The 24287-nt window shown below is 73.4% G+C and carries 24 protein-coding genes; 8 read left to right on the forward strand and 16 right to left on the reverse strand.

The features are described from left to right. Positions 1-154: 154 nt before the first annotated feature. A complete protein-coding gene (locus ACFYUY_RS27405; RefSeq protein WP_387904490.1) occupies positions 155-1981 on the reverse strand; it encodes a phosphoenolpyruvate carboxykinase (GTP) in 1827 nt (608 codons plus the stop codon). Between the two features lie 276 nt (positions 1982-2257). On the opposite strand from ACFYUY_RS27405, the gene ACFYUY_RS27410 reads away from it, so the two are divergent. Next, on the forward strand, positions 2258-2947 hold the full coding sequence (locus tag ACFYUY_RS27410) for a hemolysin III family protein (RefSeq protein WP_387904493.1): 690 nt from the start codon (positions 2258-2260) through the stop codon (positions 2945-2947). On the opposite strand, the gene ACFYUY_RS27415 is transcribed toward ACFYUY_RS27410, so the two are convergent. From ACFYUY_RS27415 to ACFYUY_RS27425, 3 genes are all read right to left on the reverse strand, one after another. Beyond that, a complete protein-coding gene (locus ACFYUY_RS27415; RefSeq protein WP_360210916.1) occupies positions 2918-3493 on the reverse strand; it encodes a hypothetical protein in 576 nt (191 codons plus the stop codon). The genes ACFYUY_RS27410 and ACFYUY_RS27415 overlap by 30 nt on opposite strands. 312 nt (positions 3494-3805) lie before the next feature. Continuing rightward, positions 3806-4654, reverse strand: a complete 849-nt coding sequence (locus ACFYUY_RS27420; RefSeq protein ID WP_387904495.1) for a hypothetical protein — start codon at positions 4652-4654, stop codon at positions 3806-3808. A gap of 9 nt (positions 4655-4663) precedes the next feature. After that, positions 4664-5323, reverse strand: coding sequence for a papain-like cysteine protease family protein (locus ACFYUY_RS27425; protein ID WP_387904498.1), 660 nt, complete (start codon positions 5321-5323; stop codon positions 4664-4666). A gap of 262 nt (positions 5324-5585) precedes the next feature. Here ACFYUY_RS27425 and ACFYUY_RS27430 point away from each other — a divergent pair, with 262 nt between their 5' ends. After that, the gene (locus ACFYUY_RS27430) at positions 5586-6518 is read left to right on the forward strand and encodes a hypothetical protein (protein WP_360210974.1); all 933 of its coding nucleotides are present in this window, start codon (positions 5586-5588) and stop codon (positions 6516-6518) included. Between the two features lie 117 nt (positions 6519-6635). On the opposite strand, the gene ACFYUY_RS27435 is transcribed toward ACFYUY_RS27430, so the two are convergent. Further along, positions 6636-8306: an alpha/beta hydrolase gene (locus ACFYUY_RS27435; RefSeq protein WP_387904501.1), complete on the reverse strand. Its 1671-nt coding sequence runs from the start codon at positions 8304-8306 to the stop codon at positions 6636-6638. Between the two features lie 90 nt (positions 8307-8396). Here ACFYUY_RS27435 and ACFYUY_RS27440 point away from each other — a divergent pair, with 90 nt between their 5' ends. Further along, positions 8397-8753: a hypothetical protein gene (locus ACFYUY_RS27440; RefSeq protein WP_387904502.1), complete on the forward strand. Its 357-nt coding sequence runs from the start codon at positions 8397-8399 to the stop codon at positions 8751-8753. A gap of 9 nt (positions 8754-8762) precedes the next feature. Here the strand turns inward: ACFYUY_RS27440 and ACFYUY_RS27445 are convergent, their stop codons facing one another. The 4 genes from ACFYUY_RS27445 to mca form a co-directional block, all read right to left on the reverse strand. Beyond that, the gene (locus ACFYUY_RS27445; protein WP_387904505.1) at positions 8763-8876 is read right to left on the reverse strand and encodes a GNAT family N-acetyltransferase; all 114 of its coding nucleotides are present in this window, start codon (positions 8874-8876) and stop codon (positions 8763-8765) included. 28 nt (positions 8877-8904) lie between these two features. Beyond that, a complete protein-coding gene (locus ACFYUY_RS27450; RefSeq protein WP_387904508.1) occupies positions 8905-10953 on the reverse strand; it encodes a thioredoxin domain-containing protein in 2049 nt (682 codons plus the stop codon). A 116-nt stretch (positions 10954-11069) separates the two neighbouring features. Further along, the gene (locus ACFYUY_RS27455; protein WP_360210928.1) at positions 11070-11261 is read right to left on the reverse strand and encodes a hypothetical protein; all 192 of its coding nucleotides are present in this window, start codon (positions 11259-11261) and stop codon (positions 11070-11072) included. 49 nt (positions 11262-11310) lie between these two features. Then, on the reverse strand, positions 11311-12216 hold the full coding sequence (mca, locus tag ACFYUY_RS27460) for a mycothiol conjugate amidase Mca (protein ID WP_360210930.1): 906 nt from the start codon (positions 12214-12216) through the stop codon (positions 11311-11313). 258 nt (positions 12217-12474) lie between these two features. Between mca and ACFYUY_RS27465 the strand changes: the two genes are divergently transcribed. Further along, a complete protein-coding gene (locus ACFYUY_RS27465; RefSeq protein ID WP_360210932.1) occupies positions 12475-12888 on the forward strand; it encodes a DUF4307 domain-containing protein in 414 nt (137 codons plus the stop codon). 266 nt (positions 12889-13154) lie between these two features. Further along, positions 13155-13655: a transcription elongation factor GreA gene (gene greA, locus ACFYUY_RS27470; protein ID WP_360210934.1), complete on the forward strand. Its 501-nt coding sequence runs from the start codon at positions 13155-13157 to the stop codon at positions 13653-13655. Positions 13656-13797: 142 nt separating this feature from the next. On the opposite strand, the gene ACFYUY_RS27475 is transcribed toward greA, so the two are convergent. From ACFYUY_RS27475 to ilvA, 3 genes are all read right to left on the reverse strand, one after another. Beyond that, positions 13798-14655 (reverse strand): ABC transporter permease, encoded by an 858-nt coding sequence (locus tag ACFYUY_RS27475; RefSeq protein ID WP_360210936.1) that lies wholly within the window; start codon positions 14653-14655, stop codon positions 13798-13800. Positions 14656-14657: 2 nt separating this feature from the next. Beyond that, entirely contained in the window at positions 14658-15734 is a 1077-nt protein-coding gene (locus ACFYUY_RS27480) for an ATP-binding cassette domain-containing protein (RefSeq protein WP_387904512.1), read from the reverse strand. Between the two features lie 295 nt (positions 15735-16029). Next, positions 16030-17241 carry a threonine ammonia-lyase gene (gene ilvA, locus ACFYUY_RS27485; protein WP_360210940.1) on the reverse strand — a complete coding sequence of 404 codons (1212 nt, stop codon included), beginning with the start codon at positions 17239-17241 and terminating at the stop codon, positions 16030-16032. A 186-nt stretch (positions 17242-17427) separates the two neighbouring features. Between ilvA and ACFYUY_RS27490 the strand changes: the two genes are divergently transcribed. Continuing rightward, on the forward strand, positions 17428-17931 hold the full coding sequence (locus ACFYUY_RS27490; RefSeq protein WP_360210942.1) for a MarR family transcriptional regulator: 504 nt from the start codon (positions 17428-17430) through the stop codon (positions 17929-17931). Positions 17932-18013: 82 nt separating this feature from the next. Here ACFYUY_RS27490 and ACFYUY_RS27495 read toward each other — a convergent pair whose 3' ends face one another. Further along, positions 18014-19168 carry a cystathionine gamma-synthase gene (locus ACFYUY_RS27495; protein WP_387904517.1) on the reverse strand — a complete coding sequence of 385 codons (1155 nt, stop codon included), beginning with the start codon at positions 19166-19168 and terminating at the stop codon, positions 18014-18016. A 189-nt stretch (positions 19169-19357) separates the two neighbouring features. Between ACFYUY_RS27495 and msrA the strand changes: the two genes are divergently transcribed. Then, the gene (msrA, locus tag ACFYUY_RS27500; protein WP_360210946.1) at positions 19358-20023 is read left to right on the forward strand and encodes a peptide-methionine (S)-S-oxide reductase MsrA; all 666 of its coding nucleotides are present in this window, start codon (positions 19358-19360) and stop codon (positions 20021-20023) included. 126 nt (positions 20024-20149) lie between these two features. After that, positions 20150-20512: a cupin domain-containing protein gene (locus ACFYUY_RS27505; protein WP_360210948.1), complete on the forward strand. Its 363-nt coding sequence runs from the start codon at positions 20150-20152 to the stop codon at positions 20510-20512. 53 nt (positions 20513-20565) lie between these two features. Here ACFYUY_RS27505 and ACFYUY_RS27510 read toward each other — a convergent pair whose 3' ends face one another. From ACFYUY_RS27510 to ACFYUY_RS27520, 3 genes are all read right to left on the reverse strand, one after another. Continuing rightward, positions 20566-21855, reverse strand: coding sequence for an Ig-like domain-containing protein (locus tag ACFYUY_RS27510; protein WP_360210950.1), 1290 nt, complete (start codon positions 21853-21855; stop codon positions 20566-20568). 183 nt (positions 21856-22038) lie between these two features. Beyond that, complete coding sequence (locus ACFYUY_RS27515; protein ID WP_360210952.1) at positions 22039-22377, reverse strand: hypothetical protein; 339 nt, start codon at positions 22375-22377, stop codon at positions 22039-22041. A gap of 435 nt (positions 22378-22812) precedes the next feature. Continuing rightward, positions 22813-24213 carry a cystathionine beta-synthase gene (locus tag ACFYUY_RS27520; protein WP_360210954.1) on the reverse strand — a complete coding sequence of 467 codons (1401 nt, stop codon included), beginning with the start codon at positions 24211-24213 and terminating at the stop codon, positions 22813-22815. Between the last annotated feature and the right edge of the window lie 74 nt (positions 24214-24287).

The following is a 24287-nucleotide window of genomic DNA, read 5'->3' on the forward strand; positions in this document are numbered from 1 at the left end:
CGGGCGCCCCGGAAAAGCACTACGGCCGGAGTTCCGGCCCGGACGGTCTCCTTGGTCGGGGAAAGACCGTCCGGCGGAACTCCGGCCGTCCTGTCGCTCGGCGGGTGCGCGGTTCGTGCCGCGCCCCCGCCTCTCGCTCGGCTGAGGCTCAGGCTCAGCCGAGGCGCGCGACCAGGCTCCGGTACTCGTCCCACAGCTCCTTCGGGGTGTGCTCGCCGAACAGCTCCAGGTGGGCCGGCACGAGTGCGGCCTCCTGGCGCCAGATGTCGGCGTCCACGGTGAAGAGCAGGTCGAGGTCCTCCTTCGAGAGGTCCAGGCCGCCGAGGTCGAAGCCCTCGACGGTCGGCAGCACGCCGATCGGGGTCTCGACGCCGTCGCCGGTCCCCTCCAGGCGCTCGACGATCCACTTCAGCACGCGGCTGTTCTCGCCGTAGCCGGGCCAGACGAACGAACCCTCGGCGTTCTTGCGGAACCAGTTGACGTAGTAGATCTTCGGCAGCTTGGCGGCGTCCGCCTGGGCGCCGACCTTCAGCCAGTGGGCGAAGTAGTCGCCCATGTTGTAGCCGCAGAACGGCAGCATCGCGAACGGGTCGCGGCGCAGCTCGCCCACGGTGCCCTCGGCGGCGGCGGTCTTCTCGGAGGCGATGTTGGCGCCGAGGAAGACGCCGTGCTGCCAGTCGAAGGACTCCGTCACCAGCGGGACGGCGGTGGCGCGGCGGCCGCCGAACAGGATCGCCGAGATCGGCACGCCCGCCTGGTCCTCCCACTCGGGGGCGATGGTCGGGCACTGCGCGGCCGGGACGGCGAAGCGGGCGTTCGGGTGGGCGGCCGGGGTGCCGGACTCCGGCGTCCAGTCGTTGCCGCGCCAGTCGGTGAGGTGCGCCGGGGGCTCCTCGGTCAGGCCCTCCCACCACACGTCGCCGTCGTCGGTGAGGGCGACGTTGGTGAAGACCGTGTTGCCCCAGAGGGTGTCGATGGCGTTGGCGTTGGTGTCCACGCCGGTGCCGGGGGCGACGCCGAAGAAGCCGGCCTCGGGGTTGATGGCGTAGAGCCGGCCGTCGGCGCCGAAGCGCATCCAGGCGATGTCGTCGCCGATCGTCTCGACCTTCCAGCCCGGGACGGTCGGCTGGAGCATCGCCAGGTTGGTCTTGCCGCAGGCCGACGGGAAGGCGGCCGCGACGTACTTGACCTCGCCCGACGGCGGGGTCAGCTTGAGGATCAGCATGTGCTCGGCCAGCCAGCCCTCGTCGCGGGCCATGGTCGAGGCGATGCGCAGCGCGTAGCACTTCTTGCCGAGCAGGGCGTTGCCGCCGTAGCCCGAGCCGAAGGACCAGATCTCGCGGCTCTCCGGGAAGTGCGAGATGTACTTGGTGCTGTTGCACGGCCACGGCACGTCCGCCTGGCCCTCGGCCAGCGGGGCGCCGACGGTGTGCACGGCCTTGACGAAGTCGCCGTCCTCGCCGAGCTGGTCCAGCACGGCCTTGCCCATGCGGGTCATCACGCGCATCGACACGGCGACGTAGGCGGAGTCGGTGATCTCGACGCCGTAGGCGGCCAGCGGGGAGCCGACCGGGCCCATCGAGAAGGGCACGACGTACATCGTGCGGCCCTTCATCGAACCGCGGAACAGGCCGTTCTCGCCCTGGAAGACCTCCCGCATCTCGGCGGGGGCCTTCCAGTTGTTGGTCGGGCCGGCGTCCTTCTCCTGCTCGGAGCAGATGTAGGTGCGGTCCTCGACGCGCGCCACGTCCGTCGGGTCCGAGGCGGCGTAGTAGGAGTTGGGGCGCTTCTCCTCGTTGAGCTTCTTGAAGGTGCCCTGAGCCACCAGCAGGTCCGCGAGGCGCTGGTACTCCTCGTCGGAGCCGTCGCACCACTCGACGCGGTCCGGCTGGGTGAGCTCGGCGATCTCGCTCACCCACGCCAGCAGGCGCTGGTGACGGGTGGGCGCGGAGGCGCTGAGAGCAGAGATCTCGTACGACACGATCGCTCCGTTTCACGCCATCTCGGCGAGGAGATGGCGTAGCGGGGGTCTGAGGGTGCTTGCAGCGTAGCTCCGGCCTCGGGGCCGAATCACGGCACGAAGGCGAAATTGACGCATCTTTTACTACAGTAAGTATGATTACCAGCCAGTAACGAGCCACCCGCGCCGCGCCCCGGGCGCCTCCACCCCCTCTCCGAATGCTCCAAAACGTCCAAGAGTGACGATCGCCACTTCACTACGAGCCAGTAACCTACGGCCCCGTAGGTAGCGGGTAGCATGCAGCGCATGACTGCTGAGCTCCTCGGGAGCACGGAGAGTGAGAGCACCGAGCACAAGCCGAAGTGGCGCGGCTGGCTGCACGCCGGCATGTTCCCCGCCACCGTGGCCGCCGGGATCGTGCTGATCTGCCTGGCCGAATCCACGCCGGCCCGGATCGCCTGCACCGTCTACTCGGTCAGCGCCTGGCTGCTGTTCGGGGTGAGCGCGGTCTACCACCGCTTCGACTGGGGGCCGCGCGGCGACGCCGTGCTACGCCGGCTCGACCACGCGAACATCTTCCTGATCATCGCGGGCACCTACACGCCGTTCACGATGCTGCTGCTCAAGGGCGCCGCCCAGCAGCTGCTGCTCTGGGCGGTCTGGGGCGGCGCACTGGCCGGGATAGCGTTCCGGGTGTTCTGGGTCGGCGCGCCGCGCTGGCTGTACACCCCCGTGTACATCGCGCTCGGCTGGGCCGCCGCCTTCTTCCTGCCCGACTTCCTGCGGGCCGGCGGAGTCGCCGTCCTGGTGCTGATGATCGTCGGCGGGGTGCTCTACAGCATCGGCGGCGTGGTGTACGGGCTCAAGCGGCCCAACCCCTCACCCCGCTGGTTCGGCTTCCACGAGGTGTTCCACGCCTTCACCCTGGGCGCGTTCATCGTGCAGTACGTCGGGGTCTCACTGGTGGCGTACAGCGCGGCCGGCTGAACCCGGCGCACCACGGCGGGCGGCCGCCCGGTCCACGGACCGGGTGACCGCCCGTTCCGCCGTCCACGGGCGCTCGTACGGCGCCCGGCCCTGCGGGCGGCGCGGGTACGGCGGGCGGTCGACCAGGCCGGCCTCGGGACCGGCCCCCGGGTGCGGCTCGACGTCCGGGCCGGGGACGGGCGCGGGGCCGGACCACGAGGCCGGGCCCGCCTGCGCCTGCGAGCGCGGAGCCACCACCGGCCGGGCGGCACCGCCGCGCGCCTGCCGGGCGTCCAGCGCCTCGCGGGCCCGGCGGCAGCGCTCGCAGTGCGCGGCGTCCGGGCTGGCGGCGGAGGACCGGTGTCCGCGCGGGGCGGGTTCCCGGTGCATCGCACGCCACCTGCGACCGACGTGCACCATCACCAGCAGCACCTCGACCCCGGCGACCGCCAGGACCAGCGCCGCCCCGTTGATCAGGTAGGCCGCGACCACGGCGAGCGCGGACGCCACCACCACCACCGCGCCCCACACCTGGGCACTCGACTGCCTGTCATCCCTGTCGGCCACTGCGGCTCCCCTTTCCCGGCGCCGGGCTCGTGGTCGGCTCCTGCCGCCCCACCCCTTCCCCGCTCTCGGCACACGTCGGCCCGCACTGACCGACCGCCACATCGTATCTACCGTCCGTCACCCGGAACCGCCCCCGGGCGGCGAACGACAGATCAACGTTGCGTCAATTCCTCGTGCGGAAGCTGCACTTCCAGGACACATCACGGAGCGCACCCGGCCGGTCACCCGGCCGCCGTCACCCTCCGGACACGACGACGGGGCCCGGCCGTGTCGGCCGGACCCCGCCCGTCCCGCGTGCGGCGCATCCAGGGGCTAAGCCCGGACGCCCGCCCTCCGCCGCCGCAGGGCCGCGCCCGCACCCGCGAGCGCGGTGGCGCCCAGGGCCGCGGCCGCCGTCACCGCCGGCAGCGCCGAACCGCCGCCCGCCGCCCGTTCCGGACCGGCCGCCAGCGGGTAGCCGCCGCCCTCACCCGCCCGGTCGTACGCCGAGCCGGGCAGCTTGTCCCCGTACCGCTGGTGCACCAGCTGCTGGTACGCGGCCAGCGACACCCCGCCCGCGCCCACCGAGCGCCGCGCCTCGTCGTCCAGCGGCAGCACCCGGCCGTCGCGCAGCACGTACCAGGCGTTGACCTGCGGCTCGCGGAACGCGGTGCCGCCGCCACCGCTCGCCGCCTTCGCCGCGTAGTCGCCCTCGTCACCGCCGGACGCGATGTTGACGACCCTCCAGGCACCGCCCTGCCGGACCGTCCACACCGAGGCCGTCTGCCCGTCCGCCGCGACCACCGTGCTCGCGGTGAACTCGGCCTTCGCCACCGGCACGCCCGCGGCGCCCGCCACGAAGGCCGCGTCCAGGGTGTAGACCGGCACGGTGTCGCCGGTCAGCCGCGGCGCGGCCGCGCCGGCCGCCCGGGCCTCCTCCGCCGCGCCGAGGGTGAGCTGCCCGGTCGGCGGGACGCCCCTGCGGGCGAAGAAGTGGCCCACCCGGTCCAGGACCGCCCGGTCCTGGACCGCGCTGCGGGCCCCGGCCAGGTCGGCCGCGGACAGCGGCGCCGGGGCGCCGGCCGGGGAGCCCGCGTGCGCGGCCGGCGCGAGCACCAGCCCGAGACCGGCGGCGAGCAGGGCGGTGACGGCGGCCCGACGGGCCCTTCCGAGGTCAGTCATGGTCGCCCCTCACGCGCCGATCCGGTACAGGGAGTGGGTCCACGAGAACGTGTCGTTGTTCACGTAGTACCAGTAGTCCGCCCAGTTGTAGCGGTAGTTGGACGGCCACGGGTCGCCCCAGTACACCCAGTTGTTGCCGGTGTCGTAGCCGTAGACGACGTGCATGTGACCGCCGCCGGAGCTCCACTGGATGCGCGTCTCGATCGGCCGGTCGGCGTCCACCTCGGCCTGCACCGTGCCGTAGCGCAGGTACCCGGTGACGTACGAACCCGGGTTGACGCCGATCCGGCTCAGGCCGTTCTGCACGTCGCCCAGGGTGGCCTGGCTGTTGGGGCAGCCGGAGTTGGCCGAGCGGCCGAACGCGGCGTTGCAGAACTGGTTCTGGCTGTAGGAGTAGCCGAACCAGGTGGCGATGGTGTTCCCGCTCGCCGCCCAGCACCAGTTGGTCTGCTGCTGTTGCTGCATGGTGATGTTGAGCTTCTTGTAGGTGCCGGCCAGATCGGCCGTGCTGCCGGGTGCGGCGGCCTGCCGGACCCGGGCCGCGGCCCGGTCGGCGGTGGGGGTCGCGGCGGCCGTGGGGGTGGTCGCCGCGACGGTCAGCGCCGGGCCCAGCACGCCGAGGGCGAGCAGTGAGACCGCACGGCGCAGCCGTATGCGTGGAACTGGCATGGGGGAGGTGCCTCCTTGCACGAGCGAAGCGAAGTGCTGTGTGGGGGCGCGGTCCGGATCGCGCCATGAGCATCGCGCCGTGGCCGGATCCGGTCAACGGCCTCCGAGGCCACCCGAGTTCGGGTGTGAACGGGCGGTCCCCGGTGTGAACGCCACCCCGGAAACCCCCGCGCGACGAGCCGGAACCGGTGACAAACCCCCGACCGGATGTGAATATTCACGGTCAAACACGGTCTGCCCACCCCCACACCAGGAGGCCGTCATCCACCGCACCGACCAGGCCGACCTCGCAGCCGCCCTGCGCACCGGCCCCTTCCACCTCGCCCTGCGCACCGCCATCGCCACCCGCGGCCTCGCCCTCCACCGCATCCGCCGCCACCTCGCCCTGCGCGGCGTCCACGTCGGCCTCACCAGCCTCAGCTACTGGCAACAGGGCCGGCGCCGCCCCGAACGCCCCGAATCGCTCCGCGCCGTCGCCGCCCTCGAGGAGGTCCTCGACCTCCCCGACCGCTCCCTCACCCGGCTGCTCGGCCCCCGCCGCGCCGCCGACACCACCCCGGCCGGACCGCCCGTCCGCCCCTACCGCGACCTCATCTCCCCCGCCACCGCCGTCGACGACCTGCTCGCCACCATCGCCGGCCCCCGCGACACCGGCCTGCACACCATCACCCACATCGAACGCGTCCGCCTCGGCCCCGACCGCCAGATCACCCGCCGCGACTCCCAACACGCCCTGCGCGCCCACCGCGACGGCACCGACCGCTACCTCGCCCTCTACCAGGGCGACCCGGGCTGCGACATCACCGGCGTCGGCGTCCGCGCCGAGGAGAACTGCCGCCCCGGCCGGATCCGCCACGACCGCGCCCACCACCTGCTCGTCGCCGAACTCCTCCTCGACCGCCGGCTGCGCGCCGGCGACACCCACCTCCTCGGCTACGGCTTCGACGACGCCCCCTCCCCCGACCCCAGCTGCGAGTACGTCCGCGGCTTCAACTCCGGCGCCGGCCAGTACGTCCTGCAGGTCACCTTCCACCCCGCGGCCCTCCCCGTCCGCTGCCACCGCTTCGCCCTGCACTCCCCCGGAGGAACGCCCTACGAGACCGAGGAACTCACCCTCGACGGGCACCACTGCGTTCACCTGGTCGCGACGGCGCTGCGGCCGTGCATCCTCGGGATCCGGTGGGACTGGGCGTGACGGCGCCGACCGGTACGCCCCGTACGGCCGCCGCCGCGCCCGGGGCGCCCAGGCGCCCGCCATCCAGGCGTCCGCCGCCCCGGCTCCGCCGCCCGCCCGGTCGTCAGCACCCGGTCGTCAGCGCCCGCCCGTCAGACGGACGTCGCCGCTGCCCGTGACGATGGCCGCGACGTTGCCCAGCGAGGGCCCGCCCCGGCCGGTCAGGTACTTGGTGTGGGCGTCGACGGGGTTCCCCCGGCTCCAGTCGTCGACGGTGAAGCGGTTCGCGCCGAAGTGCCTGCTGGCCGGATCCCGCCCGAACCAGCGTTCGTCCGGATCGATGCTCAGCCTGGACGGGGTGTGCGTCACCACGTCGTTGTCGGCCGCACCGACCCAGACCCGGCCCGGGGGCAGCCCCAGGTCGGAGGCCCGGTCCGCGCCGACGCCCGGACTGCCGAGGAGGACCACGTCGTCGGGGGGCGAGTCCGGCGACCCCGGCTTGGCCGCCAGCCCGGCCGCCCGGCCCACCAGGTACGAGCCGTAGCTGTGCCCGACCGCGGTCACGTGCGGCGGGCGGACCCCCTCGTTGCTCGCCCGCAGCCCGCTCAGGAACCTCGCGTACGCCGGGGCGCCGTCCTTGCCCGCCCTGGTGGAGGCGGCCCCGAAGTCGGCCCCCGGCGGGTCGTAGCCGAGCCAGACGATCGAGGCGACCGCGCGCCCCGCCGGGGCCCTGGCGCCGGCGGCGCGGTAGAGGCTCAGCGCGTTCTCCGCCTCGTTGGTGCCGTCGTGCACGTTTCCCGCCGTGCCCAGGCTCTCGGTGGTGGTGGTGATCCCCGGCACGTAGACGGCGATGTCGGTGGCGGTGTCCGGATTCCCGTAGGAGAGGATCGCCCGCCCCCGGCCCGCTTCGCCGAGGCCGAGCAGATAGAGCGGCGGCTCGCCCCGGCCCGTTCCGAGCCGGTCGGCGACGGGCCCGTAACGGGCGAGGGCCGCCCGGTCGCCGGGGGTCGGCGGCAGGCCCGCCGCCGCCCTGTCCCGGGCGGCCCTCAGGAGGGCCTCCAGCCGCGCCCGGTTCACCTGGTCCCGCACCTGCGCAGGGACGCCGTCGAGGTTGCCGAGCTCCTCCGGGTGGTGGTCGAGGAACCACTGCCGCCCCTGCGGGCCGAGGCCCTGCCACCAGGCGCGGACCTCCGTCGGCGTCGCGCCCCCGGCTGGCATGTTCCGCCTCCAGAGCGGGTCGGCACGCTCCTCCCGGAGGACGTCCGCGGCGGCCGTCCGCCCGTCCAGACCGGACGCGTCGTTCGCCTGGCGCGCGAACCGGTCGAGCTCCGCGGCCAGGCCCTCGTCGGCCCTGGTCGCCGCGGACAGCGCCGAGCCGATCCGCCGGGCGATGTCCTCGGCGGCGGCCTTCTGCCGGGCTTCCCAGCCGACGGCCCGGAAGGGGTTGTCCGGCACTGGCCGGCTCACCGCGCCCGCGCCGTCGACCGCGAAGCCCTCGGCCCGGGCGTCCGCGAGCGCCTGGTGGAGCGTGCCCTGGGCGAGGGCCAGGGAGTCGGCGCAGGCGCGCAGTTCCCGGCCGATGCAGCCGAGTTCGGTCATCGCCGCGTCCAGCTTGCCGGTGACACCGTCCAGGACGGTCGCCGCGGCGGTGGCCGCCGGGCCGCTCCACCCGGACCCGCGGACCCGATCGGCGGTGCCGCCCCTCCAGTCGGCGACGTGCCGGGCGTACGCCCGGCAGAGCGCGTCGTACGCGTCCGCCGCGGTGTGGAGGTCCGCCAGGCCGGCGTCCCTCAGGCCCGCGAGGTCCATCCCCCACCCCCTTTACCGACGCTGCGTGCCCGCCCGGGTACGCACGGCTACCATAGCGCCCGCGACCGACACCGCCGGCAAGGGGACGCGATGGCACCAGACCCGGGATTCACCGTCAGGCCGGGCGAGTTGACCGCGGCCGGGCACAACGCGCTGACCGTCGCCGGCAAGGTGCCGGAGGAGACGGCGAAGCTGGCGGAGCCCGGCGCGAGGGCGGCCGGGAGCCTGCCCGGCTGGCGGACGGGAGCGGCGCTGCAGGGGTGCGGCGCCGCCTGGACGGCCCTGCTGGACGGCCTCGCCGGTGACATGCGGGCGGCCGGCACCAACCTGCTCACCTGCGCACGGGCCTACCAGGACTCCGACCACCTGCCCGCGCCCGGGGCGACCGGCGCCGCCGACCCCTTCGGCACGAAGCCCGCCGACGGGCGCCCGACCGACGGCGCGTGACGGGCGGTCCTAGGTGTTCTGACCCGCGAAGTCCACGCTCAGGCAGTCCTCCACCGCCCGGTAACCGATCTGCTGGTAAATGGAGTTGCTGGTCGGATTGGCCAGGTCGGTGTACAGCAGCACCTCGGCGGCGCCCGGTGCGCACCCGCCGCTACGGCTCCACGACCACGCCGAGCCGCGACGCGAGCTCCGCCGGATCGGTGGTGGGCGCCTCGCAGGCGAAGTGCCGGCAGACGTACGCCGCCGGCGCCCCGCCGACCAGCGGCCGGTCCGCGAGCAGCGGGACCTCCGCCCCGTCGCCCGGCGCGCCCACCGCGACCACGGCCCCCGGCGCGGTGGCGAGGAGCGCGGCGCGGCGCAGCGCGTCCGTCGCCGGGTCGCCGGCCGCGCCGACCACGGCGATCTCGCGCGGCCCGTCGAGCAGCGCCTCGGCGACGGCGAGGCCCCAGCCGATGAAGCGGGGCGCCCGCGCGGCGAGCGCTCCGACGATGCCGAGGGCCCGTTCGGCGGCGGTCCGGTGCCGGTCGGAGCCGGTGTAGGCGGCGTAGCCGAGCAGGGCGCCGGCGGCGGCCGTCCAGCCGGAGGGGGTGGCGTTGTCGGTCGGGTCCTGGGGGCGCCGGATGAGCTCCTCGGCGTCGTCGGCGGTGTCGTAGAGCGCGCCGGACGCCTCGTCGGTGAAGTGCTTGAGGACGGTGTCGAGGAGCGCGCCGGCCAGTTCGAGCCACTCGGCCTCGCCGGTGACGGCGTACAGCGCGAGGAAGCCCTCGGCGGTGTCGGCGTAGTCCTCGAGGACGCCGGCGTTGGTGCCGGCCCGGCCGTCCCGGGAGGTGCGCAGCAGCCGGCCGTCGGGGGTGAGGTGGACGGCGAGCAGCAGGTCGGCGGCGCGTTCGGCGGCCTCGACGAGGTCGGGGCGGTCGAGCAGTGCGCCGGTCTCGGCGAGGGCGGCGATCGCCAGGCCGTTCCAGGCCGCGACGACCTTGTCGTCGCGGGCGGGTGCGGGCCGTTGGGCCCGGGCTTCGAACAGGCGGGCCCGCAGGGCCTCGTACTCGGCGAAGTCCTCGGGCTCGGACAGGAGTTGGAGGACGGATGTGCCGTGTTCGAAGGTGCCCTCGGCGGTGACGGCGAAGAGCCGGGCGGCGGTGGCCGCGTCGGCGGGTCCGAGCAGGTCGACCAACTGGCCGGGCTCCCAGACGTAGTACGCGCCCTCGACGGACTTCCCGGTCTCCTCGTCGAGGCTGTCGGCGTCCAGGGCGGAGGCGAACGCCCCTTCGGGGGTGCGCAGTTCGCGCAGCAGGAAGTCTGCGGTGGCGAGCGCGACCCGGCGGGCCCGGTCGGATCCGGTGGCCCGCCACAGGTGCAGGTAGGCGCGCAGCAGCAGGGCGTTGTCGTACAGCATCTTCTCGAAGTGCGGCACCACCCAGCCGGCGTCGACCGAGTACCGGGCGAAGCCGCCGCCGAGCTGGTCGTGGATCCCGCCGCCGGCCATCGCCTCACCGGTGCGGACGGCCATCTCCAGCGCCGCCTCGGAGCCGGTGCGGGCGTGGTGGCGCAGCAGGAACTCGATCACCATGGCCGGCGGGAACTTGGGCGCGCCGCCGAAGCCGCCGCGCCGCTCGTCGAACTCCCGGGTGAGTGCGACCAGGGCCTGGTGCAGGTCCGCGTCGGCGGGCGGGTGGTGGGCCCCGGCGGAGTAGACGGCGGCCCGCTCGGCGAGGTCGGCCCGGATCCGGCCGGCGACCTCGGCGACCTCCTGGCGCCGGTCGCGCCAGGCCGCGTCGACGCCTTCGAGCACCTGACGGAAGGACGGCATGCCGTGCCGGGGCTGCGGCGGGAAGTAGGTGCCGAAGTAGAACGGCTCCTTGTCGGGGGTGAGGAAGACCGTCATCGGCCAGCCGCCCTGCCCGGTCGCGGCCTGCACCGCCTCCATGTAGACGGCGTCGACGTCGGGCCGCTCCTCCCGGTCCACCTTGACGGCGACGAACCGCTCGTTCAGGTACTCGGCGAGCCCGGCGTCCTCGAAGCTCTCGTGCGCCATCACGTGGCACCAGTGGCAGGCCGCGTACCCGACCGACAGCAGTACCGGTACGCCGCGGCGCCGCGCCTCCTCGAAGGCCTCCACCCCCCACGGCCACCAGTCGACCGGGTTGTCGGCGTGCTGCAGCAGGTACGGCGAGGTCGCGTCCGCGAGACGGTTCGGCATGGCCCCCATCCTCGCGCATCCGGCCCCGGGCAGGCGGCAGGTCGGGCCGGTACGGGGGCGGGGCCGGCGCGGGCCGGCGGGTGCGGTGTCCACGCCCGCCGGGCGGGCGGGGCCCGCTACTCCTTGGGGGCCTCCGGCTCCTCCACGAAGTCGACCTTCTTGAACTGCCGGTTCATCGACTTGGCCAGGAACCAGGTGGCCACGCCGAGCGCGGCGAAGACGACGAAGCCGAGGAGACCGGGGGTGACCTTGGCGTCGTCGACGGCGAGGTCGGCGGCGAGGTGGACGAGGTTCACGGGGGCGCTCATATCTCTATGGTGGCCCGGCTCACGGGGAGCCGGGCCATCGGGGGGTGGTTCAGTCGCGCGCGTCGGCGACGTCGGCCGCCAGCGTGGGGGTGCGCAGGCCGGCGAACAGGTCGTCCTCCGGCAGGTCCACATCGATCAGGGTACGGGCGAGCTCGTAGTCCTCGGTGGGCCAGACCTCGCGCTGGACCTCCAGCGGGACGCGGAACCAGGGCCCGTCCGGGTCGATCTGGGTGGCGTGGGCGATCAGGGCGCGGTCGCGGGTCTCGAACCAGTCGTCGCAGCGCACCCGGGTGGTGATCTCGCGCTCCTTGCGGCCGCTCTTCTCCCAGCCCGCGATCCACTCGCCATAGGGCGAGTCGTGGCCGTGCTCGGTGAGGTACTGGTGCAGCGCGCGGATGCGGCCCATCGGGAAGCCGTGGTTGTAGTAGAGCTTCAGCGGCTGCCAGGGCTCGCCGGCCTCCGGGTAGGCGTCCGGGTCGCCGGCGGCGTCGAAGGCCCGCATGGTGATCTTGTGGGTCATGATGTGGTCGGGGTGCGGGTAACCGCCGTTCTCGTCGTAGGTCGTGATGACCTGCGGCTTGAACTCCCGGATCAGCCGGACGAGCGGCTCGGCCGCCTCGTCGACGTCCTGCAGGCCGAAGCAGCCCTCGGGCAGCGGGGGCAGCGGGTCGCCCTCGGGCAGGCCGGAGTCGACGAAGCCCAGCCAGTCCTGCCGGACGCCCAGGATCGCCCTGGCCTCGTCCATCTCCTTGCGCCGCACCTCGTGGATGTTCTCCTCGATGTACGGGTCCCCCTGCAGCTTGGGGTTGAGGACCGACCCGCGCTCGCCCCCCGTGCAGGTGACCACGAGCACGTCCACACCCTGTTCGACGTACCTGGCCATGGTGGCCGCGCCCTTGCTGGACTCGTCGTCCGGGTGGGCGTGCACCGCCATCAGTCGCAACTGCTCAGTCAACGCCTTGCGTTCCTTCCACATCGTCGGGCGTTCCGCGAAAGTCCGGACCCGCCCACCGTACGAGCGCCCGCCGTGCGGGCCGCTCACCTCGGGGCCGCGCGGCCGCCGGACCGGCCCGCGAAGCGACCCCGGCGCGACCGAGCCCCGCCCCCGCCGGACCGGCCGCGGGCGTGCCCCTCCTATAGTGACGGACTGGAGGAGCGTCGCATTCCCCCGCACCACCCGCGCGGCCCCTCCCCCAGGAGAGGACCGGGTCGGATGAACGCGAGCACCACCACCCCGCAGCTGCCCGAGGGGCGCTACGGCCGGAGCGGCGACCGTGACTCGGACCGCCGGCTGAAGGCGGTCGGCGCGGTGTGCGGCGTGCTGGGCCTGGGCCTGGTGGCCTGGCTGGGCGGTTCCTACCTGATGCGCGAGACCGCGATCAACGGCTCGGTGCCGACCTTCCAGGCGGTCTCCGACTCCGAGGTGCAGCTGCACCTGGCGGTGCGCAAGAGCGACGGGACGGCCGGCAGCTGCACCGTCCGCTCGCAGGGCAGGGACGGCGCGGTGGTCGGGGTCGCGGACTTCCCCGTCCCGGCCGACGGTTCCAGCTACGACGCCGTGGTCACGCTGCGCACCACCGCCCGCGGCAGTACGGCCGAGCTGCTGGGCTGCACGCCGGCCAAGTAGGACCGTCGGCGCATATTCGACGGGGCGAGCGGGCATCCGTAGGAAGTCCCGCACCCCGTTCTGTACACCGTGGCGCAACGCCGACGTCAATGGCGCGCCAACGACCCTCCCGCTTGTCGGCAGGACTTGTTAGGCTCGTGGTTTCGCCCCTTCCGCACCGGATGGTACGGGAGCGGGCGTTGCTTTGTAGTTACGACCGTTATCACCACCAACCCTGCTGACGACTCACACCCTCAGCACAGCCCCAGCACCTACGAGGAGCACCCGTGACCCAGACCAGTGAGAACGTGACCTGGCTCACTCAGGCCGGCTACGACCAGCTCAAGGCCGAGCTGGATCACCTGACCGGGCCCTGGCGCATCGAGATCGCCCAGAAGATCGAGGCGGCGCGCGAGGAGGGCGACCTCAAGGAGAACGCCGGCTACCACGCGGCCAAGGAGGAGCAGGGCAAGTACGAGCTGCGCATCCGCCAGCTGACCCAGCTGCTGGAGCGCGCGAAGGTCGGCGAGGCCCCGGCCGACTCGGGCGTGGTGGCCCCGGGCATGGTCGTCACGGTCGCCTTCGACGGCGACGAGGACGACCTCATGGAGTTCCTGCTCGCCTCCCGTGAGGTGGCCGGCTCCGACACGCTGGACGTCTACTCGCCGCAGTCGCCGCTGGGCCGCGCGATCGACGGCAAGAAGATCGGCGACGAGGCCACCTACGACCTGCCGAACGGCAAGCCGGCCATGGTGAAGATCGTCAAGGTCGTGCCGCACGCCGGCTGATCCGGCCGCCGCACGACGAGGGCGGCCGCGGGGTCCGGGACCCCGCGGCCGCCCTCCGGCGTGTCGGACGCGTCCGGCGCGCCCGGCGCGTCCGGCACCGCCGACCCGGACCGCGCGTCCGGCGCGCCCGGCGCGTACGGGTTCAGCCGACGGCCGAGCGGTACTTGCGCACCGACAGCCAGGAGAACACCGCGGTGATGACCAGCGACCACAGCACCGAGACCAGGCTCGCGTGCTGCATCGGCCAGGCGGAGTCCACCGGGCCGACCTGGTTGCCGAACAGGTCGCGGCAGGCCTGCACGGTCGCGCTGAACGGGTTCCAGTAGGCGATGCCCTGCAGCCAGCCCGGCATGGAGCTGATCGGCACGAAGGCGTTGGAGACGAAGGTCAGCGGGAACAGCCAGATCAGGCCGGCCGAGGTGGCCGCCTCGGGGCTGCGCACCGACAGGCCGATCAGCGCGCCGATCCACGAGAACGCGTAGCCGAGCAGGAGCAGCAGGCCGAAGGCGCCGAGCGCGCTGAGCACCCCGTTGTGGATCCGCCAGCCGACCAGCAGCGCGACCAGCGCCAGCACGACGAGCGTGAACGCGGTCTGCACCAGGTCCGCCATGGTGCGGCCGACCAGCACCGCGGAGCGGGCCATCGGCAGCGAGCGGAAGCGGTCCACCAGACCCTTGGTCATGTCCTCCGCGATGCCGGCGGAGGCGCCGGCGGTGGCGAAGGTGACGGTCTGGGCGAAGATGCCGGCCATCAGGAACTGGATGTACGAGTCGGAGCTCGCGTTCGTCCCGGGGATCTGGATCGCGCCGCCCATGACGTACGAGAACAGCAGCACGAACATGACGGGCTGCATGAGCCCGAAGACGACGATCTCCGGGATGCGGGTCATCCGGCGCAGGTTGCGCTTGGCGACCACCCAGGAGTCGTGCATGGTGGCGGCGACGCCCCGGCGCTGCCGGGGGACGGCCGCGCCGATGGCGTGCTCGGTGGCGGTGCTCATCCTCAGCGTTCCTTTCCGGCCGTGACGGCCCGCTCGTCCGACCCCGGGCCGTCCACGCCGTCCTCGTCGGCGGACGCCCGGCCCTTGCCCCGGCCGCCCCGGCCGCGGCCCTTGGCGTCGCCGCCCTCCTCGTCCGCCGACTCCGCGACGTGTCCGGTGAGGGTGAGGAAGACGTCGTCCAGGGTCGGGCGGCGCAGGCCTATGTCGTCGATCTCGATGCCGCGCGCGTCGAGTTCGCGGATGACGTCGGCGAGCACCCGGGCGCCGCCGCTGACCGGCACGGTGATCCGCCGGGTGTTCTTCTCCACCGCCGGATCGCCGAGCGCGTAGGCGGACAGGGCCGCGACCGCGTCGCCGACCAGGCCCGCCTCGTGCACGACGACCTCGATGCGCTCCCCGCCGATCTGTGCCTTGAGCTGGTCGGCGGTGCCGCGGGCGATCACCCGGCCGTGGTCGACCACGGCGATGTCGTGGGCCAGCCGGTCGGCCTCCTCCAGGTACTGGGTGGTCAGCAGCAGGGTGGTGCCCTGCTCGACGAGGGTCTCGATGACCTCCCAGAGCGCGAGCCGGTTGCGCGGGTCCAGCCCGGTGGTCGGTTCGTCGAGGAACATCACCGGCGGGCGGACGACCAGCGCGGCGGCGAGGTCCAGGCGGCGGCGCATGCCGCCGGAGTAGGTCTTGGCGGTGCGGTCCTTGGCCTCGGCGAGGTTGAACCACTCCAGCAGTTCCAGGGCGCGGGCCTTCGCGTCACGAGCGCTCATCTGGTACAGCTCGCCGACCATCTGGAGGTTCTCGAAGCCGGTCAGGTACTCGTCGACCGCCGCGTACTGGCCGGAGAGGCCGATCAGGCTCCGGACCTTGTTGGGCTGCTTGAGCACGTCGACCCCGGCGACCACCGCGCGGCCGGAGTCGGGCCGGAGCAGGGTGGTGAGGACGCGGACGGTGGTGGTCTTCCCGGCGCCGTTCGGGCCGAGCAGCCCGAGCACCGTGCCCTCGGGGACGTCGAGGCTGACGCCGTCCAGGGCTCGTACGTCGCCGAAGGTCTTCACCAGGTTCTCGGCTTGGATGGCTGGCGCCATGGCCTGCCTCATCTCCTCGGACGAATATGGGCGATCTGTCCCACTCTGCCCCGTTTTCGGGTCCCCGGGCGACTCGGTTTTCGCCCATCGGGCACAGAACGCGATGTATCGCGAGTCTGGCAGCACGCGATATATCGCGTCAAGGGAGAAAGCTCCGCCATCGTGACAGAGACCACTGACATCCACCCCGCGCAGTCGGAACCGCGATCGCGGTCGGAACGGGCGGCGACGGCGCGCGCCGGGGCACGGCCCACCGCCCGGCCGCCGGGCCGCAGCGGCCCGACCGCCCGGCCCCTCAGTCGGAGACGACGAACCCCGCGTCCCGCAACTCGCCCACCACGGCCGCGCAGTGCTCCGGCCCCTTGGTCTCCAGGTGCAGGTCCACCTCGACCTCGGCCAGCCCCAGCCGCGGGTCGATCCGCACGTGCGCGACGTCCAGCACGTTGGCGTCCAGCCCGGTCAGCACGGCCAGCAGGTCGGCCAGCGAGCCCGGCTTGTCGGCCAGCCGCACCCGCAGCGACAGGTAGCGTCCGGCCGCCGCCAGGCCGTGCCGCAGCACCCGCTGCATCAGCTGCGGGTCGATGTTGCCGCCCGACAACACCGCCACCACCGGGCCCTCGAAGGAGTCCGGCCGCTCCAGCAGCGCCGCGATCGGGGCCGCCCCGGCCGGCTCGACCACCAGCTTCAGGCGCTCCAGGCCGAGCAGCAGGGCCCGCGACAGCGCGTCCTCGGAGACCGTCCGGACGCCGTCCGCCAGGGTGTTGACCACCTCGAACGGGATGTCACCGGGCCGGCCGACCATGATCCCGTCGGCCATCGTGGCGAAGTGCTCCAGCGACACCGGCCGCCCGGCCGCCAGCGAGGGCGGGTACGCGGCCGCGCCGGCCGCCTGCACCCCGACCACCCGGACGTCCGGCCGCAGCGGCTTGACCGCCGCCGCGATCCCGGCCAGCAACCCGCCGCCGCCCACGCCGACCAGGATGGTGCGCACCTCGGGGCACTGCTCGAGGATCTCCAGCCCGACGGTCGCCTGCCCGGTGACCACGTCCCAGTGGTCGAAGGGGTGGATGAACACCGCGCCGGTCGCGTCCGCGTACCGCTGCGCGGCCTGCAGCGCCTCGTCCACCGTCGCGCCGTGCAGCCGCACCTCGGCACCGTACTCACGGGTGGCCGACACCTTGGGCAGCGGCGCCGCGACCGGCATGAACACGGTCGAGCGCACGCCCAGCAGCGCGGCCGCCAACGCCACCCCCTGCGCGTGGTTCCCGGCGCTCGCCGCCACCACCCCGCCGGCCCGCTGCACCGGCGAGAGCCCCGCGATCCGCACGTACGCCCCGCGCAGCTTGAACGAGCCGGTGCGCTGCAGGTTCTCGCACTTCAGGTGGACCGGTGCGCCGACCAGCCCGGACAGGTGCCGGCTGCCCTCCATCGGCGTCACCCGGGCGACCCCGGCGAGCATCTTCTGGGCCCCGCGGACGTCGTCGAGGGTGAGCGGCCAGTTGTGCATGCCGCCAGCCTAGGGCGCGTCCGACGGGCGCGCTCCGAGGCCCGGCCCGGGGCCCGGCCCGCCGCTCGGCCCGGATCCGGCCGCGGTGCACGCAATCCGGGCTGTCGGGCCTGTTCCCGGGCCCGCCCGGCCCGCGTACGCTGCTGCTTCTGAGCCTCTCTCACCGCACGACGATCGTGAGCCGCGATGACGACGACCTCGCCCCAGGCCACCGACCGCACCGACCCCGTGCACGCCCGGCTCCAGTACCAGCTGGCGGTGTTCGCCCGCCGCATGGAGCAGGTCCGGACCTCCGGCGGCGTCGGCGCCCTGGACCGCGCGGCCTACCTGCTGCTCGACCGCCTGGAGCGGCACGGGCCGGCCAACGTCAAGGCGCTGGCCGAGGCCCTCGGCGTGGACTCCTCCACGGTGACCCGGCAGGTCGCCCCGCTGGTCGCGGGCGGGCTGGTCGGCCGGGTCCAGGACCCGGCCGACCGCCGCGCCGTGCGTCTCGCGCTGACCCCGGTCGGCTCCGGCCGCCTGGCCGAAGTCCGCGACGGGCGGGCCGAGTTGGCCCGCCGCCTGGTGGCGGACTGGCCGCCCGAGGAGCAGCAGGCGTTCTGCGTCCTGCTGGCCCGCTTCAACCACGCGATGGAGTCGTACACCGCGGACCAGCAGGGCCAGCAGGAGGGCGGCCCGGGCACCCCCTGACCTCGGCCCGGGCACGCCCTGCCCCCGGGCCGGACACGCCCCGGCCCCCGGGCGGCGCCCCGGGGGCCGGACCCGCCAGGCCTCAGCCCAGCGCCTGCTGGAGGTCGGCGAGCAGGTCGTCGATCGACTCGATGCCGACGGAGACGCGCACCAGGTCGGCCGGCACCTCCAGCGCCGAACCGGCGACCGAGGCGTGGGTCATCCGGCCCGGGTGCTCGATCAGCGACTCGACGCCGCCGAGCGACTCGCCGAGGGTGAACAGCTGCGCGCGGTTGCAGACCTCGACCGCCGCCTCCTCGCCGCCCTGGACCCGGAAGGAGACCATGCCGCCGAAGGCCTTCATCTGCTTGGCGGCGATGTCGTGGCCGGGGTGCTCGGCCAGGCCGGGGTAGAGCACCTGGCTGACCTTGGGGTGGCTCGCCAGCAGCTCGGCGACCTTCTCCGCGTTGGAGCTGTGGCGGTCCATCCGGACGCCCAGGGTCTTGATGCCGCGCAGCACCAGCCAGGCGTCGAACGGGCCGGAGACGGCGCCCATCGCGTTCTGGTGGTAGGCGACCTCCTCGCCCAGCCCGGCGTCGGCCAGCACCAGCGCACCGCCGACCACGTCCGAGTGGCCGCCCATGTACTTGGTGGTGGAGTGCACGACGGCGTCCGCACCGAGCGCTATCGGCTGCTGCAGGTACGGGCTGGCGAAGGTGTTGTCGACCACGAGCAGCGCGCCGGCGCCGTGCGCGATCTCGGCGAGCGCCGTCAGGTCGGTGATGCCCAGCAGCGGGTTGGAGGGGGTCTCCACCCAGACCGCGCGGGTGTTGGGGCGCAGCGCGGCGCGGACGGTGGCCAGGTCCTGGGTGTTGGCGACGGAGAACTCGACGCCCCAGCGGGTCAGCACCTTGGCGAACAGCCGGAAGGTGCCGCCGTAGGCGTCGTTGGGGATGACGATGTGGTCGCCCGGCTTGAGGATGGTCCGCAGCAGGGTGTCCTCGGCGGCCAGGCCGGAGGCGAAGGCGAGGCCGCGGGCGCCGCCCTCCAGCGCCGCGAGGCACTCCTCCAGCGCGGTGCGGGTCGGGTTGGCGCTGCGGCTGTACTCGTAGCCGCCCCGCAGGCCGCCCACCCCGTCCTGCTTGTAGGTGGACACCTGGTAGATCGGCGTGACGACGGCCCCGGTCTGGGGGTCTGCTTCCTGACCCGCGTGGATGGCGAGGGTCTCGAAGCCCTGGGGAAGCTGGTGCTCGGTCATGGGTCCGAGCCTAGTGGCCGTACGCGCGTTCGCCCCCCGGAACGGTGGGGCGGCCGCCCCACCGGGCCCGTCCGCGCCCGCCGCCGGCCCGCCACCGCGCCGGCGCACGGCGGAGCGGGCCGGCGGAATCCGACGGCGGGCCGGCGCGTTGAACGGTGGGCAACCCTCCCTACCCCGCAGGAGCAGGCCGTGCTGTTCAACCGCCACAAGACCTCGCTCGTCCCCGCCGACCAGGCGCTGCCCGGCCGGGAGTCGCCGGCCTTCGCGCTGCGCGAGCCGCACACCGTCCTCGGCCACCCGCTCACCGGCCCGTACCCGGACGGTCTGGAGGTGGCCGACTTCGGGCTGGGCTGCTTCTGGGGCGCCGAGCGGACGTTCTGGCGGCTGCCCGGCGTCTGGACGACGCTGGTCGGTTACCAGGGCGGCTACACCCCGAACCCGACGTACGAGGAGGTGTGCAGCGGGCTGACCGGGCACACCGAGGCGGTCCGGGTGGTGTTCGACCCCGCGGCGATCTCCTACGAGCGACTGCTGAAGACCTTCTGGGAGGCGCACGACCCGACCCAGGGCAACCGCCAGGGCAACGACGTCGGCACCCAGTACCGCTCCGCCGTCTACACCCACTCGCCCGCCCAGGCCGCCGCCGCGGCGGCCACCCGGGACGCCTTCCAGCCGTCCCTGACCGCGCTCGGCTACGGCCCGATCACCACCGAGATCGCCCCGGCCGGTCCGTTCTACCCGGCCGAGCCGTATCACCAGCAGTACCTGTCCGACGCCAAGAACCCGAACGGCTACTGCGGTCTCGGCGGCACGGGGGCGTCCTGCCCGATCGGCGTGGCCCGCGTCCGGGACTGACGCCACCCGGGGCGGCGGCCACCCGAGGTGTCCGCCGCCCGGCCCGGGAGGAGACTGGAAGGGCCAGCACGGGCGGCCCGGCCACCTCGTGGGTGGCCGGGCCGCTCCCGTGGAGAGGAGTGCGCCATGTCCGGTCTCGTCCGCAAGAGCTTCGACTCGCCCGAGGAGGTCCGCCCCTTCGAGGAGGGCACCGGGGAGCTCCGTCTGGTGAACCTGGATGCCGGGCCGGTGGGCCGGGCCGTGTTCCGGCCGGGCTGGCAGTGGTCCAAGCACGTGAAGCCGATCGCGGGCACCGACAGCTGCCAGGCGGCCCACCTGGGGTACGTGGTCTCCGGCCGGATGCGGATCGTCATGGACGACGGCCAGCAGGAGGACTTCGGCCCCGGCGACTTCATGATCTGCGAGCCCGGGCACGACGCCTGGATCCTGGGCGACGAGGCCTGCGTGGTCGTGGACTGGCAGGGCTTCGCCGACTACGCCAAGCGCTGATCCGGGGCACCGGCCGGGCCGCGCGGCCCGGCCGGACGTCTGCCGATCGCCGGCTAGACCGCGCTGCCGGCCTTCCACTCGGCCCAGCCGAGGTTCCAGCCGTTCAGGCCGTTGTCGGGGGCGACGGTCTTGTCGCCGGAGTTCACGACCTCGACGACGTCGCCGACGATCGAGCTCTTGTAGAACTTGTAGCCGTCCGTGCCGCTGTCCTGCGCGCCCTGGGCGTCCCGCAGGCCCACGCAGCCGTGGCTGGTGTTCTGGCCGCCGAAGATCGACGGCGAGGACCAGTAGTTGCCGTGGATGAAGGTGCCCGAGGTGGTGAGCCGCTGGGCGTGCGGCACGTCCGCGATGTCGTACTCACTGCCCAGGTTGACGGTCTGGGAGTTCATCCGGGTCTGCTGGAACTGCTCGGATATGACCATCTTGCCGCCCCAGGTGCGGTGCTCGGGGGCGCCGCCGGAGATCTTGTACACCGCGCTGACCTGGCCGTCGGTGGTGACGGTGAGCGTCTTGGCGCCGAGGTCGGCGACGCTGGTCTGGGCCCGGCCGACGGTGAAGCGGACGTCCTTGGACTGGGTGCCGTAGACGCCCTTGGCGCCCTCGACGTCCTTGAGCCGGAGCTTGAGGGTGACCTTGGTGCCCTTGGCCCAGTAGTCCTCGGGCCGGAAGTCGAGGCGGGTGCTGGAGAACCAGTGCCCGACGATCTCGACGCCGGGCTCGGCGGTGACGGTGATCGCCTGCTGGACGGCCTTGCGGTCGGTGACGGGCTTGCTGAAGTTGATCGACACGGGCATGCCGACACCGACGACCGAGCCGTCCTCGGGCGTGAAGTAGCCGACGAAGGTGTTGGCCGGAGTGGCGGTGGTGAAGGTGGCGTTGGCGTCCGCCTCCAGCTTGTCCTTGTCCTGGGCGGTGGCGACCACGGTGTACTTGGTCCCGCTGGCGGGGGCGGCGGCCGAGGTCCAGGAGCTGCCGTCCGCGGCGAGCTGGCCGGCCAGTTCCTTGCCGGTGGAGTCGGTGACCTTGACGGTGCCCAGGGTGCCGTTGCCGACGGTGACCTTGACCGGCTCGCTGAAGCTGGCGGTGGTGGAGCCGTCCGCGGGGGTGACGGTGATCACCGCGGCGGAGGTCCTGGGGGCGCTGCTGGCGCTGCCGCCGCCCGGGGTGCCGCCCGGGCTGGCGTCGCCGGAGCCACCGGAACCGCCGGACCCCGCCGCGCCGGTGTCCTTGGTGTCGTTGCAGGCCGCCAACAGCAGGACGGGGGCCCCGATCAGGCCCGCGAGCACACCGCGCCGGCTCCAGTTCCCTCCGCCTGTGCGTCCCTGGCCGTCCCGTGCCGTCACGTCGCGTCTCCCTGCTGATCATCCCGGGCATTTATGGATACAGAAACGCAATCCGCCCGTTCACGGTTCCATCACCGAAGGGTAAGCGATCGTATGAGATGACCCAACTTCCCTCCGAACAGGGACAAAACGCCCGGTCTGCGGAGCAGACCGGGCGTTCACGGGGCGTGAGGGAGCGAGCCGCTACTCGGCGGACTCCTCCACCACGTACTCGTCCCACTCCTCGCTCTCGGGGTCGAACTCGGTCTGCGCCGACTCCCAGGTCGCCGAGGCCAGCTCGACACCGGGCACGTCGCCGAGCAGCGCCACCGGGTCGATGAAGTGGGCGAGGGAGCCCGACGGGTCCACCTCGATGGCGTCGACGGACTGCGCGCGCTCGTCGTCGTCGAGGTACTCGTCCTCGGTCACCTGCTTCAGGGCGGCCGCCTTGAGCGCGCCCTCGTCGGTGATCTCCGCGATGAGCTCGATCTTGAGCCGGACGTAGCGCGGGGCGTCCTGGCCGGTCGTTTCAGTGCTGGTCATGCGTGCGAGCGTACGGGAAGGGCCGGCCCCTCGGAGAAGGGCCGGCCCTGCCGTTCTCCGCCTGGGCTCCCCCACCCGGGAGCCGCGGAGACGCGCCGTGCGGCGCTGGTGCACCGCGGGAGTCGCCACACCCTGTCGACCGGCCGCAGCCGGGCAGGGGCGGGACGACGGCGCCTCCCGCGGAGGGGCCCCTCGCCCGGCGGACCGGACGGAGGGCGGGCACGACGGACCGGGTCAGGACCGTCCGACGCGCCCCGAGCCGACCGCGTCCGCCGGGGAGCCGCTCCCGGACGGTCACCGCCGCCTCGCTCGGCGTCTCGCCGTTGACCACAACGATGCCGGACCGTTGTTAACCACGTGATGCGGGCAGGTGACGCCGGTGTACCACTTCGCCCGTGGGCGAACCGGCCGGGAGCGGCGCGGGTTGACCGCGGGTCAGTGCGCGGCGCGGCCGGTCAGGAAGCCCAGCAGGTCCTGGCGGGTGACGATGCCCTGCGGCTTGCCCTCCACCAGCACCACCGCGGCGTCGTCCTTCTCCAGCACGGTCATCAGGTTGGTGACCGTCTCGCCCGAACCGACGACGGGCAGCGGCTTGGACATCACCTTGTCGAGCGTGTCGGTCAGCTCGATCTCCTTGGCGAAGACGCCCTCCAGCAGCAGCTTCTCCACCACCGAGCCGATCACCTCGCCGGCCATGATGTCCGGGTGACCGGCGCCGGGCGAGACCACCGGCATCTGCGAGACGCCGTACTCGCGCAGCACCCGGACCGCCTCGGCGACGGTCTCGTTCGGGTGCATGTGGACGAACTGCGGGATGCCGCCCTGCTCGATGGCCTCCTTGCGGCCCAGCACCTCGCCGATGTGCGCCTCGTCGGTGGCCGAGGGCAGGAAGCCGTAGTCGGCCATCCAGTCGTCGTTGAAGATCTTCGACAGGTAGCCGCGGCCGCCGTCCGGCAGCAGCACCACCACGACGTCGTCCGGCCCGAGGTCCTTGGCGACCTCCAGCGCGGCCACCACGGCCATGCCGCAGGAGCCGCCGACCAGCAGGCCCTCCTCCTTGGCCAGGCGGCGGGTCATCTGGAAGGAGTCCTTGTCGGAGACGGCGACGATCCCGTCGGCGACGCCGCGGTCGTAGGCGGTCGGCCAGAAGTCCTCGCCGACGCCCTCGACCAGGTACGGCCGGCCGGTGCCGCCCGAGTAGACCGAGCCCTCCGGGTCGGCGCCGATCACCTTGACCTTGCCGCCGGAGACCTCCTTCAGGTAGTTGCCGGTGCCGGAGATGGTGCCGCCGGTGCCGACGCCCGCCACGAAGTGGGTGATCCGCCCGTCGGTCTGCTCCCACAGCTCCGGGCCGGTGGAGTGGTAGTGCGAGGCCGGGTTGTCCGGGTTGGAGTACTGGTCCGGCTTCCAGGCGTTCGGGGTCTCCCGGACGAGCCGGTCGGAGACGTTGTAGTACGAGTCCGGGTGCTCCGGCGCCACGGCGGTGGGGCACACGACGACCTCGGCGCCGTAGGCGCGCAGGGTGTTGATCTTGTCGGTGGACACCTTGTCAGGACAGACGAAGATGCACTTGTAACCCTTCTGCTGGGCCACGATCGCCAGGCCGACACCGGTGTTGCCGGAGGTCGGCTCGACGATGGTGCCGCCGGGCTTCAGGGCGCCCGAGGCCTCGGCGGCCTCGATCATGCGCATCGCGATGCGGTCCTTCACCGAGCCGCCGGGGTTGAAGTACTCGACCTTCGCCAGCACGGTCGCGCTGATGCCCTCGGTGACCTTGTTCAGCTTGACCAGCGGCGTGTTGCCGACCAGGTCGATGATGGAGTTGTGGTACCGCACGGGGGTCCTCCCGGTAGTGGGCATGCGAGTGCATTCGGTACTGCAAAGCCTAGGGCGTGGCGACCGCCCCAGCC

Source organism: Kitasatospora sp. NPDC004745, from assembly GCF_042873275.1.
GTDB lineage: Bacteria > Actinomycetota > Actinomycetes > Streptomycetales > Streptomycetaceae > Kitasatospora.

What these genes read in the sequence shown, in the direction of transcription:
- ACFYUY_RS27465 (WP_360210932.1), top strand. Translation starts at nt 12,475, where the DNA reads ATGAACGCGAGCACCACCACCCCGCAGCTGCCCGAGGGGCGCTACGGC.
- ACFYUY_RS27515 (WP_360210952.1), bottom strand. Translation starts at nt 22,377, where the DNA reads ATGACCAGCACTGAAACGACCGGCCAGGACGCCCCGCGCTACGTCCGG.
- ACFYUY_RS27425 (WP_387904498.1), bottom strand. Translation starts at nt 5,323, where the DNA reads ATGCCAGTTCCACGCATACGGCTGCGCCGTGCGGTCTCACTGCTCGCC.
- ACFYUY_RS27450 (WP_387904508.1), bottom strand. Translation starts at nt 10,953, where the DNA reads ATGCCGAACCGTCTCGCGGACGCGACCTCGCCGTACCTGCTGCAGCAC.
- ACFYUY_RS27410 (WP_387904493.1), top strand. Translation starts at nt 2,258, where the DNA reads ATGCAGCGCATGACTGCTGAGCTCCTCGGGAGCACGGAGAGTGAGAGC.
- ACFYUY_RS27475 (WP_360210936.1), bottom strand. Translation starts at nt 14,655, where the DNA reads ATGAGCACCGCCACCGAGCACGCCATCGGCGCGGCCGTCCCCCGGCAG.
- ACFYUY_RS27440 (WP_387904502.1), top strand. Translation starts at nt 8,397, where the DNA reads ATGGCACCAGACCCGGGATTCACCGTCAGGCCGGGCGAGTTGACCGCG.
- ACFYUY_RS27420 (WP_387904495.1), bottom strand. Translation starts at nt 4,654, where the DNA reads ATGACTGACCTCGGAAGGGCCCGTCGGGCCGCCGTCACCGCCCTGCTC.
- ACFYUY_RS27480 (WP_387904512.1), bottom strand. Translation starts at nt 15,734, where the DNA reads ATGGCGCCAGCCATCCAAGCCGAGAACCTGGTGAAGACCTTCGGCGAC.
- ACFYUY_RS27505 (WP_360210948.1), top strand. Translation starts at nt 20,150, where the DNA reads ATGTCCGGTCTCGTCCGCAAGAGCTTCGACTCGCCCGAGGAGGTCCGC.
- ACFYUY_RS27495 (WP_387904517.1), bottom strand. Translation starts at nt 19,168, where the DNA reads ATGACCGAGCACCAGCTTCCCCAGGGCTTCGAGACCCTCGCCATCCAC.
- ilvA (WP_360210940.1), bottom strand. Translation starts at nt 17,241, where the DNA reads ATGCACAACTGGCCGCTCACCCTCGACGACGTCCGCGGGGCCCAGAAG.
- ACFYUY_RS27490 (WP_360210942.1), top strand. Translation starts at nt 17,428, where the DNA reads ATGACGACGACCTCGCCCCAGGCCACCGACCGCACCGACCCCGTGCAC.
- ACFYUY_RS27435 (WP_387904501.1), bottom strand. Translation starts at nt 8,306, where the DNA reads ATGGACCTCGCGGGCCTGAGGGACGCCGGCCTGGCGGACCTCCACACC.
- ACFYUY_RS27455 (WP_360210928.1), bottom strand. Translation starts at nt 11,261, where the DNA reads ATGAGCGCCCCCGTGAACCTCGTCCACCTCGCCGCCGACCTCGCCGTC.